At 36.7% G+C, this 16,981-nt stretch carries 19 protein-coding genes and 1 pseudogene; 12 read left to right on the top strand and 8 right to left on the bottom strand.

What is annotated here, in order from left to right; all coding sequences use genetic code 11:
• The first annotated feature begins 174 nt into the window (after window positions 1-174).
• Entirely contained in the window at window positions 175-324 is a 150-nt protein-coding gene (locus RCG21_RS13335) for a hypothetical protein (protein ID WP_165976200.1), read from the top strand.
• A gap of 321 nt (window positions 325-645) precedes the next feature.
• Entirely contained in the window at window positions 646-1,200 is a 555-nt protein-coding gene (locus tag RCG21_RS13340; protein WP_308913261.1) for a CBO0543 family protein, read from the top strand.
• Between the two features lie 41 nt (window positions 1,201-1,241).
• Here RCG21_RS13340 and dltD read toward each other — a convergent pair.
• The 6 genes and pseudogenes from dltD to RCG21_RS13370 form a co-directional block, all read right to left on the bottom strand.
• Window positions 1,242-2,437 (bottom strand): annotated as a pseudogene (dltD, locus tag RCG21_RS13345) (D-alanyl-lipoteichoic acid biosynthesis protein DltD).
• Window positions 2,434-2,670: a D-alanine--poly(phosphoribitol) ligase subunit 2 gene (dltC, locus tag RCG21_RS13350; protein ID WP_133333574.1), complete on the bottom strand. Its 237-nt coding sequence runs from the start codon at window positions 2,668-2,670 to the stop codon at window positions 2,434-2,436. Before dltC ends, dltD begins: the two are co-directional and overlap by 4 nt.
• A gap of 14 nt (window positions 2,671-2,684) precedes the next feature.
• The gene (gene dltB, locus RCG21_RS13355; protein ID WP_133333573.1) at window positions 2,685-3,842 is read right to left on the bottom strand and encodes a D-alanyl-lipoteichoic acid biosynthesis protein DltB; all 1,158 of its coding nucleotides are present in this window, start codon (window positions 3,840-3,842) and stop codon (window positions 2,685-2,687) included.
• On the bottom strand, window positions 3,839-5,347 hold the full coding sequence (gene dltA, locus RCG21_RS13360) for a D-alanine--poly(phosphoribitol) ligase subunit DltA (protein WP_308913262.1): 1,509 nt from the start codon (window positions 5,345-5,347) through the stop codon (window positions 3,839-3,841). Before dltA ends, dltB begins: the two co-directional genes overlap by 4 nt.
• A gap of 14 nt (window positions 5,348-5,361) precedes the next feature.
• Window positions 5,362-5,511 carry a teichoic acid D-Ala incorporation-associated protein DltX gene (gene dltX, locus RCG21_RS13365; RefSeq protein WP_081810780.1) on the bottom strand — a complete coding sequence of 50 codons (150 nt, stop codon included), beginning with the start codon at window positions 5,509-5,511 and terminating at the stop codon, window positions 5,362-5,364.
• Between the two features lie 419 nt (window positions 5,512-5,930).
• The gene (locus RCG21_RS13370) at window positions 5,931-6,950 is read right to left on the bottom strand and encodes a M42 family metallopeptidase (RefSeq protein ID WP_165976210.1); all 1,020 of its coding nucleotides are present in this window, start codon (window positions 6,948-6,950) and stop codon (window positions 5,931-5,933) included.
• A gap of 249 nt (window positions 6,951-7,199) precedes the next feature.
• Here RCG21_RS13370 and RCG21_RS13375 point away from each other — a divergent pair, with 249 nt between their 5' ends.
• The 5 genes from RCG21_RS13375 to RCG21_RS13395 all read left to right on the top strand — a co-directional run bounded on the left by RCG21_RS13375 (window position 7,200) and on the right by RCG21_RS13395 (window position 10,808).
• The gene (locus tag RCG21_RS13375; RefSeq protein ID WP_308913263.1) at window positions 7,200-7,511 is read left to right on the top strand and encodes a hypothetical protein; all 312 of its coding nucleotides are present in this window, start codon (window positions 7,200-7,202) and stop codon (window positions 7,509-7,511) included.
• A gap of 150 nt (window positions 7,512-7,661) precedes the next feature.
• Complete coding sequence (locus RCG21_RS13380; protein WP_133333570.1) at window positions 7,662-8,369, top strand: DUF421 domain-containing protein; 708 nt, start codon at window positions 7,662-7,664, stop codon at window positions 8,367-8,369.
• A gap of 24 nt (window positions 8,370-8,393) precedes the next feature.
• The gene (locus tag RCG21_RS13385) at window positions 8,394-9,149 is read left to right on the top strand and encodes a GTP cyclohydrolase II (RefSeq protein ID WP_133333569.1); all 756 of its coding nucleotides are present in this window, start codon (window positions 8,394-8,396) and stop codon (window positions 9,147-9,149) included.
• Window positions 9,142-10,227, top strand: a complete 1,086-nt coding sequence (gene ribD / locus RCG21_RS13390) for a bifunctional diaminohydroxyphosphoribosylaminopyrimidine deaminase/5-amino-6-(5-phosphoribosylamino)uracil reductase RibD (protein WP_133333568.1) — start codon at window positions 9,142-9,144, stop codon at window positions 10,225-10,227. The genes RCG21_RS13385 and ribD overlap by 8 nt, the downstream gene beginning before the upstream one ends.
• A gap of 11 nt (window positions 10,228-10,238) precedes the next feature.
• Window positions 10,239-10,808 carry a 5' nucleotidase, NT5C type gene (locus RCG21_RS13395; RefSeq protein WP_133333567.1) on the top strand — a complete coding sequence of 190 codons (570 nt, stop codon included), beginning with the start codon at window positions 10,239-10,241 and terminating at the stop codon, window positions 10,806-10,808.
• 42 nt (window positions 10,809-10,850) lie between these two features.
• Here the strand turns inward: RCG21_RS13395 and corA are convergent, their stop codons facing one another.
• A complete protein-coding gene (gene corA / locus RCG21_RS13400) occupies window positions 10,851-11,801 on the bottom strand; it encodes a magnesium/cobalt transporter CorA (RefSeq protein WP_133333566.1) in 951 nt (316 codons plus the stop codon).
• A 232-nt stretch (window positions 11,802-12,033) separates the two neighbouring features.
• Here corA and RCG21_RS13405 point away from each other — a divergent pair, with 232 nt between their 5' ends.
• Genes RCG21_RS13405 through RCG21_RS13420 form a run of 4 tightly spaced genes read left to right on the top strand, consistent with a single transcriptional unit; the run spans window position 12,034 to window position 14,618 of the window.
• Window positions 12,034-12,705, top strand: coding sequence for a spore germination protein (locus RCG21_RS13405; protein WP_133333565.1), 672 nt, complete (start codon window positions 12,034-12,036; stop codon window positions 12,703-12,705).
• A 26-nt stretch (window positions 12,706-12,731) separates the two neighbouring features.
• Window positions 12,732-13,307, top strand: coding sequence for a hypothetical protein (locus RCG21_RS13410; RefSeq protein WP_208025327.1), 576 nt, complete (start codon window positions 12,732-12,734; stop codon window positions 13,305-13,307).
• Window positions 13,304-13,996, top strand: a complete 693-nt coding sequence (locus tag RCG21_RS13415) for a Ger(x)C family spore germination protein (protein ID WP_208025326.1) — start codon at window positions 13,304-13,306, stop codon at window positions 13,994-13,996. Before RCG21_RS13410 ends, RCG21_RS13415 begins: the two co-directional genes overlap by 4 nt.
• A 16-nt stretch (window positions 13,997-14,012) precedes the next feature.
• Window positions 14,013-14,618: a DUF421 domain-containing protein gene (locus RCG21_RS13420; RefSeq protein WP_308913264.1), complete on the top strand. Its 606-nt coding sequence runs from the start codon at window positions 14,013-14,015 to the stop codon at window positions 14,616-14,618.
• A gap of 38 nt (window positions 14,619-14,656) precedes the next feature.
• Here RCG21_RS13420 and RCG21_RS13425 read toward each other — a convergent pair whose 3' ends face one another.
• The gene (locus RCG21_RS13425) at window positions 14,657-15,835 is read right to left on the bottom strand and encodes a TIGR04053 family radical SAM/SPASM domain-containing protein (protein WP_133333563.1); all 1,179 of its coding nucleotides are present in this window, start codon (window positions 15,833-15,835) and stop codon (window positions 14,657-14,659) included.
• A gap of 370 nt (window positions 15,836-16,205) precedes the next feature.
• Between RCG21_RS13425 and RCG21_RS13430 the strand changes: the two genes are divergently transcribed.
• A complete protein-coding gene (locus tag RCG21_RS13430) occupies window positions 16,206-16,976 on the top strand; it encodes a C40 family peptidase (RefSeq protein WP_133333562.1) in 771 nt (256 codons plus the stop codon).
• Window positions 16,977-16,981: the final 5 nt, after the last annotated feature.

Consider the following 16,981-nt stretch of genomic DNA (forward strand, 5'->3'; position numbering starts at 1 on the left):
TCTGCCAAATTATTATGCGCTAAATGAACTTTTTATCTATATAAACGCAAAAAAAATTGGCAAATCATTGTTTTTATACTTTATAAATTTAGAATTTTATAAAAAGTAAAGATTGGCATAGAACTTGCATTGTTTAGTTATTAGAAATTAAAAATTAATTGGAGGAAATTTTTTATGTGGGTTATTACTGTCCATTCACAGAATAACATTAAAATGTTTGAGTTTAATACTGAAAAAGAAGCAAGAGAAGTTTTAGCTGGGATTCAAGGTTATAAAATTCTGACTGAAGTGATTTATTTTAATGACGATTGTTTCATTGATTAGAGTTGTCTATTGAAAAGCAAAGGAAAGTACTTCTAGATGTATTACCTAAAGGCAGGAACAAAGATAGGGTAGTAAAACCCAAACCGGATAGAAGGGATAACAGATAGATGTGTTTTAAGGGGATGTGTTCATGGAAAAGTGCTGGAGTGATTGGCTTCTGGTATTTGCCGTTTATTTGGTTTGCAAAAAGTAAATAAAAATGCCAATATGACAAAATTTCAAAAGACAAAATAAGAGTCCTCAAATAGAGGGCTTTTTTATTTATGTATAATTATTGTTAAAAAGTAAAAAATAGACTTTATTTTACATTTAGGTGATTTTATGAAAAATAAAGTTTATGACGAAATGAATAAGGGTATGGAGCTAATCCATCAAGGTTTTAAAATCAGAAATGATATATGGATGGAGGAAATTCTTTTTTCATGGCGTTGGTGGCTTGGTTTAGGACTGGTTATCCTATGTTGGGGGAGCTGGTGGATTTTTCGAAAAAAGAACAGTTCTAATCGATTATTATTTGCAGGCTTTTTCATCATGGTCATTTCACTTTCATTGGATGCTATTGGAATGCAGCTTAAAGCATGGAATTACCTATATCCGATAATCCCATTAATTCCAGCCTATTTACCTTATGACTTAGCGTTGATGCCTGTGTCTGTCATGTTCTTAATCCAAGTGAAACCGCTGATGAGACCAGTCTATAAAGCCTTTTTGTTTGCCGTACTAACTTCCTTCGTTGGAGAACCCTTTTTTAAATGGATTGGTATTTATGAACCATTAACATGGAGATATCTTTATTCTGTTCCGTTTTATTTTATTATCTATTTGATAGCCCATTGGTTGAGTAATAGGTGTAATTTTGAAAAGGATATGGAATAGAAAAAACGCTTGGACTACAATTAAAGCCCAAGCGTTTTAGTTTAATTCAATGAAACAACCTTTTTATCATTGCTATCATAAAATTGTTTAATAGCCTTGTTGGTGTAAACCCAGCCTTTCCAACCGATGTGAATGGTATCCTTCATGAAATAGGGATCGTATTCATGTCCGGAGAAATCGGCAACCTGGAAACCTGCAGCCTCAATTTGTTTCTTAATTCTATGATAATAGGCGAGGCGTCCTTGTTTTGGGAAACCGGTATAATCATAATACTGCCCGTTGACGGGAACCGAGATGAATAATGGTTTTGCACCAGCTTGCTTTAATACGTCTAACACAAGCTGGAAGTCGCCATATTCCCTGGACTTTCCATAGGAAGCATGGATGTTTTTATTTTTTAAAGAAGGCATAAAACCTTTAATTTTATTATACTGTGAATTTACGATATAAAAATGATTATTCGTTGCTCGTTTTGCTCCGAATTGGTCTGCTGTATGCTCAAGCTGCTGCCATGATTTATTTTGCAGCTTATGACTGATATCCCGCTTACGGTTTATACCGCCTGCTAATGTGTAGTATAAATCCTTTTTTTCTAGTAAACTTCTATAAACAAGTGCAAACGGACGAATGAAAATAGCTTCGTTTTTTGTCCAAGGATTTTGGGAAATCTCCGCTTTGTAAAGGGTGGATAGCATTGGATCATCCTTTACGGAGGAATATGTCAATAAACGCTTGATTGCTTTTTTCTTCACTTCAGGATTAATTGTATGATTAAAAGCAAAGTCATATCCTTGCAGTGAAGAATAGTTTGGTACGAAATGTGATTCATCCGCTCCTTTAGGATTAAACCATTGAGGAGACAAGACGAACACGATTTTCTTTCCCTGGAGCTGATGTATATGCTCGGAAAAATTTAAAAAATGAATCAATGATTCAGAGCCCCCCGTCCAACAAGAAACGGGGTAAACCCATCATTGGCTACTTTAAAGTAATTGGAAGGGTGGAAGCGATCCAGCCTTGCCAGCTCTGATGAACCATAAATTGGCAGATACTTGGGATCCTCTAGCATTTTCGATTGCACATACTTCCCTTGAAACATGAAGGGATTTAATTGCGTTGCCGCCTCGCTGACACTATTCTTCGGAATCAGTTTCTCGATCCATTTATTTGGAATGATAACTAGCCCAATTAAAACAAAAAAGGCTAGGAAAAGCGGCATAAAAATGGGTTGTTTCATCTCATATCCGCCAACTGTATGGCGATATTATTAGGAGTATCCCAAGTATCACGGTCAAATTCGGTAATTGGTACGGTAATACCAAAGCGCTCTTCGACTTGAACGAGCAATTCTACTGTTCCAAATGAATCAAGTAGAGCAGAGTCAAATAAGTTGATATCCGGATTTTCTTTTACAGCATCATCCTGACAAATTTCTGCTAGTAACTCAATTACTTGTTCTCTAAATTCCATCTTAATCAAACTCCTTAATGAATATAATGTCCTGAGAAAATATAAAATCCAAAGCAAACAACATGGAAGGTTAGCAGGACACTAACAACCTGTGTAAATTTATTTTGCGGCCACCATTTATGTTTTTTATTCCATTGCTCAAACATATTGTAGCAGACCATTAACAGCGCATGATAAATTCCATACACAATGTATTGTATCTCAAGCCCATGCCAAAAACCCATGAGCAGGAATAGTAAAACATAGCCAAGATTGGAAGTAATATTTCGATTTTTAATCCATTTCTTTTTCGTCATCCAAAAAACAAACCGCATATAGACATAATCCCTAAACCAGAAAGAAAGACTCATATGCCAGCGATTCCAGAAATCCTTCATATTCCGGCTGATAAACGGCAAATTGAAGTTTTCCGGTGATTTAACACCCATAATATAGCTGACGCCAATGGCGAACGCGCTATAGCCGGCAAAATCGAAAAATAAATAAAAGCTATAGCCATACATATAATATAGCTGGCTCTCGAAATGATTGGCTGCGATAAATCTTAGATTGGCAAGAAAAAAGTGATTGATCGAATAACCAATAATGTATTTATATAAAAAACCCTGGAAGATTTTATTAATCCCGTTATACAAAAGCAGCTTATAATCTTCGCCTGTTAATTCCTGTTTTAGGTCTTTATCAAACCTGCGATAGCGATCAATCGGACCAGATGAAATCGTCGGGAAAAATAAAATAAAATAAAGCAGGCGATGGAGCGGGATATTTTGTTTAATCAGCCCGTCCCTTGTTTCCATAATCATTTGAGTTGCTTTAAAGGTTAAATAAGAAATTCCTAAAAAGGAGGCCCAATTTATCGGTGAAAAATAGGGCATGAACTTGGAAAACATTAACGGCAGGATCGAAGCGATTACTGCCAAAGTGAAAACCAAACCGCTATTCGCCTTTTTCCGATAGCGGATATAGCCTTGAATTAACAGAACTTGCCATATAGTAAAAATAATTAAAGCGATGAATCCGGTAAGCTTTGATGAAAAAATAATGGCTAAGACAAGAACGGAGACAATCATATTATAGGTATGAAATCTCTTTCCTTGCAGTCCAAGAATGACCGTTGGTGCTAAAAGAATCGCTAGGATGAAAAAGAATGAAAATGAACCATATGGTGTCATAATAATACCTTTTCACGAATTTGTTTTCGATCGACTTTTCCATTTGGTGTGATCGGTAGTTCCGCGTGATAGGAGAACTTTCTTGGTATCATATATGCAGGAAGTTCTTCAGCCAATTCTTTTTTTATTGCACCGGTCAGTTGGTATTCTTTTTCAAAGTTGTGCTCTGCTGGAATTATCAAAACGGATAAATAATCAATCTTGTCATTTTGGTAGACAGGAACAACAACTGCTGATTTCACATATTTCGATTTTGCTATATGGTATTCGATTTCCTCTAGCTCCATACGATAGCCATGCAATTTGATTTGAAAATCCATTCGCCCTTTATAAAAAAGCTGACCCTGTTTCATATAACCAGCATCACCGGTACGGTATGCTTGCACACCGTTATACATGAAAAAGGCCTTTTCTGTTTGTTCCTTTTGCCCAAGGTATCCTTTGCTGACACTTGGACCAACAATAATAATTTCACCTTTTTCATCATCTAGAATCTGCTTTTGGTTTTCATCCAATAACACAATTTGCGTATCGCCTTTTGCCTTACCGACAGGAAGGGTTTGATATTCCTGTAAAATTTCTTCGGTCACCTCAACAGAAGTTACCGCAACCGTTGCCTCTGTTGGACCATATGTGTTAAATACTTTCGCCTTCGGAAATCGCTCCTTCAGTTGCTTACAGACCGAAACAGGAAGGATCTCCCCACAGAAAAGAAATACGGATAATTCCGGTAGCAGTTCTTGATTATAGGAAGGATCCATTAGACACATTTGGGCAAATGAAGGTGTTGACGTCCACACCTGTGTGTTCGATTTTTTTAATTCCTCAAATAAAATTTTCGGTTTTGCAATCATTTCTTTTGTAATTGCCCAAATGGTCCCACCGCTTGCGAGTGCAGGGTAAAGGTCCATGACGGAAAGATCAAATGAAAAAGGTGCTTGATTTAAAAAGCGCAGCCCGCCACTGATAGGGAAGTCTTCCACCATCCAATCTACAAAGCTTTGCAGGTTATCGGCGGAAATTTGCACACCCTTCGGATTTCCCGTACTTCCTGACGTATAAATAATATAAAAAGTTTCATCTTCTCTTACCCAAGTATCCATTGTAACGGGTAAAAAAGAATGATTTTTGATTTCACTTACGTTTACAACCTGAACAGATGTATCCTCAACCAGTAGGGTATCTTTAGACACATTAATTACTAGTTTCGTTTTCGAGCTCTCGATGATTTTTGCAATCCGTTCCAACGGAATCGAAGTATCCACCGGAATATACGGATGACCGGCCCTGACACTGCCTAAAAAAGCAACAAGCATTTCTGGTTCCATATGCCCATAAATTAGAATGGGCGATAGCGGCTTAAGTTCTGTGTTTAAAATAAACGAGGCAGTTTGTTCCGCTCTCTTCCAAAGCTCACCGTAGTTGATTGTTTGGTCCTGCGAAACGAACGCTAGTGTTTCCGGCTTTGTATCCGCCATTTTTTTAATATTTGATAATAGTTTCATAGGTAGTACCCCCATTAAAAATCATTGTAAATATAGGATCCAGCACTTGCATCATTGAATCCGTACATGAAAAACAATAAGAGGAGGATGATCAGGTAGTAAATAAATCTGTTGACCCACCTCACTTTTTCACGATAGAAAAAATCTTTTAGTTTATCAATCATACTAATTACCCCGCGTTTGAATTTGTCAAATATGTGTACGTTTTATATGTGAAATGAACTTTTTTTTGAAAAAATATTAGTTTGTTTGAGATTTTTAGTGTGAATGTTTGCCCTTTCAAGGAAACAGGTGAATGCTTCCTTTGACGTTTTAATCATAATCCCCATCGTATTTTCTTGCATTAAAAATAAATGAGAGCACTATTAATTTTTTCTGACTGTATATATAAAAAACATTGAAAAACCCGGTGCAAAATTATTGCATCGGCAATTTATTTTAATTCTTTAGTACACTTTTTGCAACCACATACCGATTCTAAAAAATACTAGAAAAACGGTCATTTTGTTTCCGGTCAATTTGAAAACTTTATCACAAAAATACAAAAGCTTCGACATTTATTTGTCGAAGCCTCCGTTTCTTATTAAACCATTTCTGATTGCACATAATGGAATAACAGTTTTGCTGTTGATTCAATAGATGATTGATGTGTCCGTTCAAACGCATGGGACGAATCAATTCCAGGACCTACCAATCCATGAACAATATCATGTCCGGCGCGAATCGCAGCTGAAGCATCCGAGCCATAAAATGGGTAAATATCAAGTTTATAGGGAATTTTATTTTCTTCTGCAAGACGGACTAATTTTTTTCTTAATTCATAATGATATGGACCACTGGCATCCTTGACGCAGATGGATACCGTGTATTCATCCGTAGATTGCCCGTCACCCATTGCCCCCATATCAACAGCCAAATATTCAACTGTTTCTGGTGATATATTGGAATTGCCGCCATAGCCGATTTCTTCATTGTTAGAAATTAAGAAATGAGTTGTATGGGGCAGGGGAATGTTTTCATATTTGATTTGCTTAATTAATTGTAAAAGTATTCCGACGCTTGCTTTATCATCTAAATGCCGCGATTTAATAAAGCCGCTTGGAGTGATTTCGACCCGTGGATCAAATGAAACGAAATCCCCGACTTCAATTCCAAGGGCACGGATATCTTTTGCATTATGTACTTTTTCATCAATCCGGATTTCCATGTTTTCCTGGTTGCGCTCGAGTTTACCAGCATCTTTATAAACATGGACCGAGGTTTGATGCATCAAGATGGTCCCTGTATATTTTTTTCCACTGCTGGTTTCAATTTGACAGTATTCACCCTCAATTGAATTGTATTTAAATCCGCCAATGAGATCAATTCGCAGACGCCCGTTTCCTTTAATTTCCTTCACCATTGCCCCAAGTGTATCAACGTGGGCGGTTAACATCCGATGCCGGCTCGTATCATTCCCAGGGATGGTTGCAATCAATCCGCCTTTACGATTTCTTTTTGTTTCAACCTGTAACTCTGTGAGGAAATTTTCGACGAATGTAATAACATCATTTGTATTTCCGGACGGACTTGGGATTGATACAAGGTCCGCAATTAATTTCATGGTTTCTGCTGTATTTGCGTTTGACAAGGCGATTCTCCTTTCAAAATCATTCTTTTTTATTATACAACTAATTGAAATCTAGATGACAAAAATCGTTTTTTCGGCAATTTTTTTCAGGTTTGCGCATAGGTTAGCAGTGATTAATTCTTTTTATGGATAAAACAAAAGAAAATTGGACATAAATGGACCAATTTAATAGGTAAGGGGAAATTAAAAATTAGTGATTTACAGACTGGCGGAGGGAGAAAAATGACCAGATTAGAACTATACCATGATAAGCCGAAGCAATACTCACGAAAAGGTCCACTCTTTTTCATTCTTGCTTGTATTATTTTAACAGTAGGTTTCTTTGTCTTTCGATATTTTTATTTTAGCACGATTCGAATTGAAGCACCGTCGGAGGATTTAGGGAGGAAGGTTGTCATCCATCTTCCAAACGGTCAAAAGGTGTATACCTATGAAAATTTAATTATTGAGAAAGATGGCAAAAAATATTATAAAGGTGAGCGCAATACCATCGATTTAACAGGTGGCAAGGTGGATTATAAGAATTGGAAGTAAGTTAGTTTGAATTGATTATACGTGTGCACATGAGATTTTACCTCGGTAAAAATCTGATGTGCATTTTATATTTATTGCAGTTTTTAACACAGATTAGGGAATAATTCAAATAGATGATTGCAAAAAGTGGTGTTTTTAGGGGAGATTAAGTTGGAAATCGTATACCGTACATTAATTGTTTTATTGGCAGGATATTTGTTTTTAAGGGTGACAGGAAAAAAGGCAGTTTCCCAAATGCACACTTTCGATTTATTGTATATTTTTGTCCTAACGAATATAATTAGTACGCCCGTTGAGGATAGTAATCTAGGAAAAGCCATCATTTATGGTGTAATCACAGTCATTTTATATAAGATCTTTATCCGATTATCCATACATAATAAATTAAGATGGATTTTATATGAAAGTCCAACAGTCTTGATTCGAAACGGTGATATTGATCGAAAAGGACTTAAAAAGGTGCGTATGCCGATAAATGAATTATTGTCACACTTAAGAGTAAAAGGCTACACCGACACAAGGAATATTGCTCTTGCTGTGATGGAAGAAACAGGAAGTATTAGCGTGATTCCCAAGTCCAAATATCGACCAGTTCAACCTAATGATTTAAAGCTAACAATAAAGAAAGAATATATTCCCATTCCACTGATCATGGACGGGCAAATTATTTATCATAATTTAAAATATCTAAAACTTGAACAAGGTTGGCTAATGAACGAGGTTAAAAAATTGGGTGAAAAGGTAGAAAACATTATGCTAGCCACTTTTTTAGACAATGGAAAATTATTTATTGATAATAATGAAATTAAAAGTAATAAAAATAATCCTTATTACTACAATCCTGGGGAAGATAATTAAAAACGTAAGGGGGATTCATTTATAATGAAACAAGCCAAATTAGACACTAAAGTTCTTTCGGTTTTAGGAGATAAAATTCAATTAATTAAAACAGAAAAAGGGGCAATATATTTAGTCGGACCGATACGCCTCCCTGTTAACTTATATGGCGAAACGGTAATTTTCAAGTGGTATTGCTGGTTAAATTGTGACGAAGTAACAGAGGATTTTGAACGGATCATTGAAAAATTATCTTCAGTTAATTTAGCAGAATTTCAGCAATCAAGTGTTTTGGCTTATGGAGATTTCGAATATGCAGATGATGCGATTATTCGAATGCATTCGATTTGTCATACAGGTGATATTTTTGGAAGTAAAAGATGTGATTGTGGGTTTCAATTAAAACAATCCATGAAAATGATTGTGGAACATGGTAATGGAGCCTTATTTTATTTAGCTAACCATGAAGGACGTGGAATTGGATTATTCAGCAAGGCAATGGCCTATATCCTTCAAGAAAATGACTACGATACAGTTGAAGCTAATCAAGCTTTAGGTTTTGTGGATGATTCCAGAAATTATAGCGATTCAATACAAGTATTAAAAGCATTAAGGTCCAAGCCAGTAACGTTAATTACAAACAATCCAAAAAAACTTCAAGCATTAAAAAACGCTGGCTTAGTGGTTTCAGGCAGAGAACCTTTATGGGGGGATATTTCCGAATATAACGAGAAGTATTTGAAGACTAAAATTAATAAGTCAGGTCATTTGGAAGATGAAGGGACTTGTTGTAATGACTAGTCATGAATTTTTTATGGATTTGGCTTTGAATAATGCTCGTGCAATGAAAGGTCAGACAGATCCGAACCCTCTAGTTGGGGCTGTAATTGTAAATGAGAACAGAGTGGTAGGGATCGGTGCTCATTTAAAAGCGGGAGAGCCGCATGCTGAGATTCATGCTCTTCGTATGGCTGGTGATAAGGCTAAAGGGGGCACCATTTATGTAACACTTGAACCTTGTTCTCATTATGGAAGAACAGGGCCATGTGCAGTTGCAATTGTTGAAGCGGGCATTAATAAAGTTGTGATAGCAACTCTTGACCCGAATCCGGTTGTTTCAGGTAATGGTGTCAAAATACTAAAGGATGCCGGAATTGAAGTAATTATAGGGGTTTGTCAAGAAGAATCCCAACAAATGAATGAGGTATTTAACAAATTTATTGTGGAGAAAAAACCTTTTGTTACATTAAAGTCTGGGACTTCGCTTGACGGTAAAATTGCCACTCGTACATCCGACAGCAAATGGATTACATCTGAAGAAGCCAGAGTAGATGTCCATCAACTTAGAAATGAAAATATGGCTATTTTAGTGGGAGTTAACACAGTCATTAAAGATAATCCAGAGTTGACAACACGCATTCCGAATGGAAGGAATCCTATTAGAGTGATTATGGATTCCACATTAAAAATCCCTTTAGAATCGAAGGTAGTGAAGGATAAAAAAGCGGAAACATGGATATTCACGAGCATGAACTACGATAAGGAAAAGTGGAAATCACTGAAGTCATTAGGAATAAAGATTTTTCCAATTGCAGACTTTGTAGACCCTAAGGAAGTAGTAAAAATATTGGGCGAAAACCTTGTCTCTTCTTTATTAATTGAAGGGGGAGGTTCGATTAATGCATCATTCCTAGAAAATAAATTAATTGATAAGGTAATTTTATATTTTGCTCCCAAATTAGTTGGCGGAGGGCAGGCACCTACCTTTCTAGAAGGAGAGGGGATAGATAAAATGAGAGATGCTGTCGAGCTAAAGGACACCTCTTTTATAAAAATTGGCAAAGATTTTAAATTCGTAGGATACCCGATTTACAAATGAGGGATTTTTAAATGAAAATTGGTTTTGATATTGACGATACATTAATCGATCTAAGGGGCCATGCCTTTCATCTTTATAATAAAAAGTTGAATCAAAATGTTCCACTCAATGTGTTCCATGGATTAAATAGAGTGGAAATTCATGAACCGTTTGGATTAACGGATGAACAAGGGAAAAAACTATGGAACGATTCATTAGAGGAAATTTATTACACCGAATGTCCTCCATTCCCACAGGCGGTGGAAACATTACAAGAGTTAGAAAAGCAAGGACATGAAATATACTATATTACTTCAAGACCAAAAGAACATGGAGAACGTACAAGGGAATGGTTAAAGGGAAGAGGATTTCCTGTTCAAAATGATCGGTTTTTCTACGGGATGCAAGACAATGAAAAAGTTGAAATCATTAAAGGATTAAAACTTGATTATTATTTTGATGATAAACCAGAGGTTTTAAATACACTTTTGAACGAAACATTAAGGGTTTATATAAAAGATCAATCCTATAATCGACATTTGAAGCTTCCAAGAATCGTTAATTGGACAGAACTTCAGGAGATTGTTTTCAAGTCAATTTAACGGTCAAAAGGGAACTGGACACCGTTCCCTTTTGACCGTTCCTTATTTAAACCAGCCCTTTTTCTTAAACCAGAGATACATCCCCAAACTAATTAACGCCATAAGAAAAAGTGCGGCAAAGTACCCGTATTTCCAGGTTAATTCCGGCATATAATGAAAATTCATTCCATAGAGTCCAGCAATGAAGGTTATCGGCATAAAAATCGTAGTGATAACTGTTAAAACTTTCATCACATGGTTCGTTTGGTGTGAGTTGATCGAAATATAGCTATCACGAATATCGGTCGTCAGCTCACGGTTTGCTTCAATCATCTCCGACAGTTTTAGTAAATGATCATAAATATCAGAAAAATAAGCAATCCTGCCTTGAATACTTGTCAACCGCTGTGAATTAATAATTCGATACAGCAAATCACGCATCGGGGTAATCGTATGCCGTAGTGAGAGAAGGTCATGTCTGGCATCAAATAGATCCTCCAGCAAAGCCTCCATTGAACGTCCCTTTGAATTTTCATCTATTTCGTTTAATGTATCTTCGATTTGATAGACCAAGGGAAAATAATTATCAACCATTTTATCGAGTACATTATAAAGCACATGGGAAGGATCCCATTTTTTTACGGCCTTTCCTAAGCTGAATCGATTCCAAACCTCATCTATTTCTGAGCAGGATCTATGATGAAATGTAATAATATAATGTTTACTGAGAAAAAAATCCACTTCTTCTCTAGTAATCGTCTGGGGATTCAGTGACTGTGTGACAAAAAAGGCATAGTCATCATAATAGTCGAGCTTTGGTCGCTGTAATGTATGAATACAATCCTCAATCGCCAATGGGTGAAAGTCCAGGGGTTCCCGCAGCATATCCGTTTCCTCCTCGCTTGGCTCTTGAAAATCAATCCAATACCAGCGAAACTCTCCCTTCACCAGCTTTGAAACCTCTACGTTCTTGACTAATTCATAATTCTGGTTTATTGCAAGCGTTCTAATCATAGTAACTCCTTATCACATTCAAATTCCTAAAACTAACTATAAACGAATTTGAAGAAAAAAACAGGAAATCATTCTTTTATCGTAACAAACTACTCTAGGTCCATTTTTATATCTTGGCAAAGTAATGGAAACTCATCCCAATTATTCATACTGGTCGATAAATGGGATTTCGGAATAAAATCCCATTTTCAAGGAAAGTTAAAAGGAAAGAAGTGGAACGCGGGGGAATAAAATGACGTTTAATCGAATCGAAACGATTAAAGAATCATTAAGAAGCAAAATTCAGCAGGCAGAAGATGTGGTTTTTAAAGAACTTCATACTAAGGATAAATACATTGAAACTTTTTATATTAAATCGATTAGTGATAAAAATATCCTTCAGAACAATTTGATAAAACCATTTTTTGAAATACTTACTCCTGATAGTTTTTTAGCGTATCTTCAATCACAGCCAAAGATAAAGGCGTTTGAAAATGAGCAAAAAACACTTGATGAGTTAATCAGGGGAGTGACAGTTCTTTTCTATCAGGATGCCATTTTCATGCTCGATAGCAAGGTGGATCGGAATAGTTCTGTATTAGATACAACCGTTGAGACCACTATTCAAGGACCACAATCAGGTTTTAGTGAAAGCTTGCCAACAAACTTGGGACTAATTCGTCAGCGATATCCCGAAACTACTTTAACAATTGAGACAACTGAAGTGGGGAAAATCTCCAAAACTAAGGTAATGATTCTGCATGATAAAAAATTCGCTGACCCAGATGTATTAAATCGTATTAAGCAATTTCTCACATCTGTAGACATTAACATGTTTCAAACGGGCGAACAGCTTTTGGATGCGATCAAAAAAAGTAATCGTTCACTTATACCTGTTATGCTCGTTACGGTTTTAAAGCCCTAACAAGTGACCAATTAAGCTGGGACTCTATGTTCGAGGTTGGAACTCATCTGTTTGAATTTCCAAATTTAAAAGCACTTGCGGCAGCAACGTATGTTTTTTCCGGGTATACAAATCTGATGATTTTTAATCGTGTGATTAAAGGGAAATTGAAAATCTGGAATTTTATTGCCGTCTTTTTTCTAGGCCTTTTTAACCTTTTTACTACATTCTTAATTCCCATCGGGTTTCAAGGGTCTGATGGGGCGAATGAATTTCTATATCCGTGGATTTCAACTGCGGATTGCCTGCGGTTGGTATACAGCCCAATTGAACGGGTAATCTTTCTGTTTTTAATGTTTTATATGAGTATTACCCTTGTAAGCATATCGGTTCACTGGCATGCGTCCTTTGAATTATTAAAGGGAACTTTCAAGAATAAAGGAAGCAAGAAAAAGGAATGGATTGTGCTTTCGATATTTATTGTTTGTGCCGTTGCTGGGGTGCAGTATTTAAATACGGTTCTATTAAATAAGTTTACTGTTTACTGGCTGCAAATTCGCTTTTGTTTTGAAGTTGTAACAATCGTCATTTTCTTCTTATGGGCAAGGAGGAAAACAGCTTGAAGAGTTCTTTAAAAAAGATCCAAATAGTGATTATTTTCATCGTCGTCTTGCTTCTTTGCGGAGGTGGTTTTAAAGATATTGATAAACGATTTTTTGTTGTCAGCATTGGTGTTGATCTTGCGAAAAACAGTTCAAAAAAATACCTTGTCAGCCTTAAATTTGCGATTCCTGCTATAAGTAAAGATTCACCAAGTGAATATGTGATTGTTACTGAAGAAGCAAATTCTATGGGGGAGGCTGTACGAATTATTAAAACAAAGGTGGATCGAGAGATTGATTTCAGCCATGCAAAGCTGGTTGTATATGGAGAAAAGGTACTAAAACAAAGAGGGAATAAAGGTATTCATTATTGGCTTACCAGAAGAAGGGATATTCAGGAAATTGCATGGGCTGCAATCGGGAAACCAACTGCGGAGGCCGTTTTAAAGGTAAGACCTAAATCAGAAACGATTCCTTCTAATTCTTTATTTTTGTCTCTTGGAAAAGACGGATCGGAAACTCCCTACATAATCTCACAATTTATTTTTGAAATGAAAAGAAAATTAATTGAAAAAGGAGTGGACCCATTTCTTCCCATCATTGAGGCTAAAAAAGAAATTTTTGAAATCAATAAAGTTGGGCTCATGGATAAATCTCATATTAAACTAATGTTAACTCCCGAAGATTCTATTAACACGTTTGATGGGTAGAAAACAGATTTCACAAATGACCTTTTTTAATTACATTACAGGTATCTCGATTGGTGCGGTGGCCGGTTCTATGACCATTGATTCAAGTATTAAAGTTTCAACAGGAATTGTCAGCCTTTTAACTTGGACCGGGTTAACGGTATTGGTAGGTATTGTTGATCTAAAGTTTAGAAAGTTTCGAAAGATAGTTGAAGGGGAACCGATCATTCTCATAAAACAAGGGAAGGTATTAGAAAAGGCTTTAAAAAAATCGAGCTTGGATATAAATCAGTTACAGATGCTTCTTCGTAAAAAAGATGTATTTTCTTTTCAAGATGTTGATTATGCCATTTTCGAAACAAGTGGGGAATTATCGGTAATGCTTAAGGAAGCGAAACAGCCATTGAAGCAGGAACAACTGCCATTTCAGGTCAAACAACAACAACAAGCACCGATACCAATGCAGATAATTACAGATGGCAAGGTAATTGAAGAGAATTTACAGCAATTAAATATAGACAGAAATTGGGTAGATGAGCAATTAACACGAGCCGGAACAATTCTTTCTGAAGTCTTTTATGCGGAATTACAAAAGGACGGTTCCTTATATATTGATAAACGAAATGATCAATTCCTTCATTAAAAAAGGCATCCTTGCTCAGAGGATGCCCCGATTTCCCTTTAAACGGTTATTGGTGCTTGATTTCTAAGTGCCTGTGGAATGTAAACACAGTAAGGCTCACTCTCCATATAGTCCCCTGTTACGGCATAGGTTCTCGAGCGGGAACCGCCGCAAACCTTGTTATATTCACATACACCACATTTCCCTTGATAGTTGTCCGGCTGCCTTAGTTCTTTAAATATTTTTGAATCACGGTAAATATCCGCAAGAGGCGTCTTGCGAACATTCCCACCGACAATTGGCAGCAATCCGCTCGGCATGACATCCCCAATATGGGAAACGAAAAGAAAGCCATTACCATCATTCACCCCTTTAGGAGCTCGTTTCAGGCCGTCGTGCATCGAAGCAAAGTCGGTGGTTATCGAATTTTCGTAACAAATTTCGCCGTTTGTAATGAGGTGCTCACGTGCTTTTTGCTGAAGTACGACACGTCGGTAGTGCTGGGCAGCAGTTGTTTTAATATCATACGGTGCCGTTTTGCTTAACTCATATAGCCAACGGAAAACTTTTTCGTGCTCTGCGGGAGTAATGCAAGCATCTAACTGGCCCCTGCCGGTTGGAACGAGTAAGAAAATATACCACATCACTGCTTTTAATTCTCCGACAAGCTTGGCCATTTTTTCTAATGAATCATAATTGTAACGGGAAATGACCGTATTAATTTGAAGCGGCATGTTAAGTTCATTTAAGTAGTTTATTTTTTCAAACGTTAATTGAAAGGATCCTGGTGTTCCGCGGAAATGATCATGAATTTCGGGTGTCGGGCCATCCAAACTAAAGCCCCAGCGGGAAAGACCGACCGCTTTTGCTCGCTCCATGCGTTCCTTTGTAACGTTTGCAGTGGCGCTGGGAGTCATTGAGACACGCATCCCTTTTTTAACTGCATAATCAGCAAACTCAAAAAGATCCTCACGCATCATACAATCCCCGCCAGTAAATACAAGCATTGGGTTATCCAGTTCAAAGATTTGATCAATCAGGTTAAGGCCTTCCTCATGGGTCAGCTCCCTGGTGTCTGGTGTCAGTTGGGCATCTGCCCGGCAATGGACACATTTAAGTTGGCATGCCCGTGTTACCTCCCAAATCACAATAAACGGATTTTGATTGTAATCAATGATTTTACCTAAACCATAAGGATGGCCATTACTTGATGGATGTCCTTTCTCAAAACCATGCATCTTTATCACCAAAATTCTATGTATTTTGTAAGAATTATCTCTCAAGTTTTATTATAAATTTGTCTTTCAGTTGTGAATGGATGGTTTGTTACAATATTTCTAAATCCTTTTTACAGATATTTGTCTATTCTCCCTTTTAAACTATTAAAAATATATTACAAGAATGTTACAATCCATTGGGGTTCTATGAAGAAAACAGCCCTGAATCCAATTATGATAAAGGTTGGAATTGGTTCTAATGATTGTTACATTAAGTGCTTTCTCTACCAATATAGGAATAGATAGCCAATCCCTCCAAATTTTACGGCTATTTCCAACATTACATCTTCTATTATGATGGTAGTAACAATAAATAAAGAGGAGTGCCACCATGAAAAAACAACTTTTAACAGCTTTTGCTGCTGCCGGATTATTATTTACAGCATTTGGAGGTTCGGCTAGTGCAGAAGAAAATGTATACACTGTTAAATCTGGCGACACACTTTGGAAGATTTCGCAAGCTAACAATGTAACGGTTAGTAATCTAATAACCTTGAACCACCTTTCTACTAATACTATCTATGTAAATCAGAAGCTATTACTTTCAGCTCAAATAGAGACTACTGCTGTCACTAATTCTACCTATACGGTAAAATCTGGAGATACGCTTTGGAAAATTGCTACCGCTTTCAATACAACGGTTGCAGCATTGAAAAGTTTGAATGGGTTAACTTCTGATACCATTTATGTGGGACAAACTTTAAAGGTAAAGGGAACGACTGCTATGGCTCCTTCGGTAGAAACGAGGGCACAGTCCGTAATGACTGAGGCAAAAAAATATATTGGAACTCCATATTTATGGGGGGGAAGTACTCCAACCGGTTTTGATTGCAGCGGATTTAGTAGCTATGTATTTAATAAAGTTGGGATAACGATCCCAAGAACTGCTGCGACACAATGGTCTGGATTAAAAACAATCAGCGCCCCGCAGCCAGGTGATTTAGTATTTTTTGAAACGTATGCACCAGGCCCTACTCATGTTGGAATCTATTTGGGCAACAACCAATTTATCAGTGCAACCTCATCATCTGGGGTTACGGTTAGTGATATGAATAATACCTATTGGAAGCCTAGATATTTAGGTGCAAAAACAGCATTTTGATAGAA

The organism is Bacillus salipaludis, from assembly GCF_030938565.1.
GTDB classification, from domain to species: Bacteria; Bacillota; Bacilli; order Bacillales; family Cytobacillaceae; genus Neobacillus; species Neobacillus salipaludis_A.

Excerpts from the sequence above, each read along its gene's own strand:
- RCG21_RS13335 (WP_165976200.1), top strand. The coding sequence starts at position 175 with ATGTGGGTTATTACTGTCCATTCACAGAATAACATTAAAATGTTTGAG.
- RCG21_RS13340 (WP_308913261.1), top strand. The coding sequence starts at position 646 with ATGAAAAATAAAGTTTATGACGAAATGAATAAGGGTATGGAGCTAATC.
- dltC (WP_133333574.1), bottom strand. The coding sequence starts at position 2,670 with ATGGAATTTAGAGAACAAGTAATTGAGTTACTAGCAGAAATTTGTCAG.
- dltB (WP_133333573.1), bottom strand. The coding sequence starts at position 3,842 with ATGACACCATATGGTTCATTTTCATTCTTTTTCATCCTAGCGATTCTT.
- dltA (WP_308913262.1), bottom strand. The coding sequence starts at position 5,347 with ATGAAACTATTATCAAATATTAAAAAAATGGCGGATACAAAGCCGGAA.
- dltX (WP_081810780.1), bottom strand. The coding sequence starts at position 5,511 with ATGATTGATAAACTAAAAGATTTTTTCTATCGTGAAAAAGTGAGGTGG.
- RCG21_RS13370 (WP_165976210.1), bottom strand. The coding sequence starts at position 6,950 with ATGAAATTAATTGCGGACCTTGTATCAATCCCAAGTCCGTCCGGAAAT.
- RCG21_RS13375 (WP_308913263.1), top strand. The coding sequence starts at position 7,200 with ATGACCAGATTAGAACTATACCATGATAAGCCGAAGCAATACTCACGA.
- RCG21_RS13385 (WP_133333569.1), top strand. The coding sequence starts at position 8,394 with ATGAAACAAGCCAAATTAGACACTAAAGTTCTTTCGGTTTTAGGAGAT.
- ribD (WP_133333568.1), top strand. The coding sequence starts at position 9,142 with ATGACTAGTCATGAATTTTTTATGGATTTGGCTTTGAATAATGCTCGT.
- RCG21_RS13395 (WP_133333567.1), top strand. The coding sequence starts at position 10,239 with ATGAAAATTGGTTTTGATATTGACGATACATTAATCGATCTAAGGGGC.
- corA (WP_133333566.1), bottom strand. The coding sequence starts at position 11,801 with ATGATTAGAACGCTTGCAATAAACCAGAATTATGAATTAGTCAAGAAC.
- RCG21_RS13405 (WP_133333565.1), top strand. The coding sequence starts at position 12,034 with ATGACGTTTAATCGAATCGAAACGATTAAAGAATCATTAAGAAGCAAA.
- RCG21_RS13410 (WP_208025327.1), top strand. The coding sequence starts at position 12,732 with ATGTTCGAGGTTGGAACTCATCTGTTTGAATTTCCAAATTTAAAAGCA.
- RCG21_RS13420 (WP_308913264.1), top strand. The coding sequence starts at position 14,013 with ATGACCTTTTTTAATTACATTACAGGTATCTCGATTGGTGCGGTGGCC.
- RCG21_RS13425 (WP_133333563.1), bottom strand. The coding sequence starts at position 15,835 with ATGCATGGTTTTGAGAAAGGACATCCATCAAGTAATGGCCATCCTTAT.
- RCG21_RS13430 (WP_133333562.1), top strand. The coding sequence starts at position 16,206 with ATGAAAAAACAACTTTTAACAGCTTTTGCTGCTGCCGGATTATTATTT.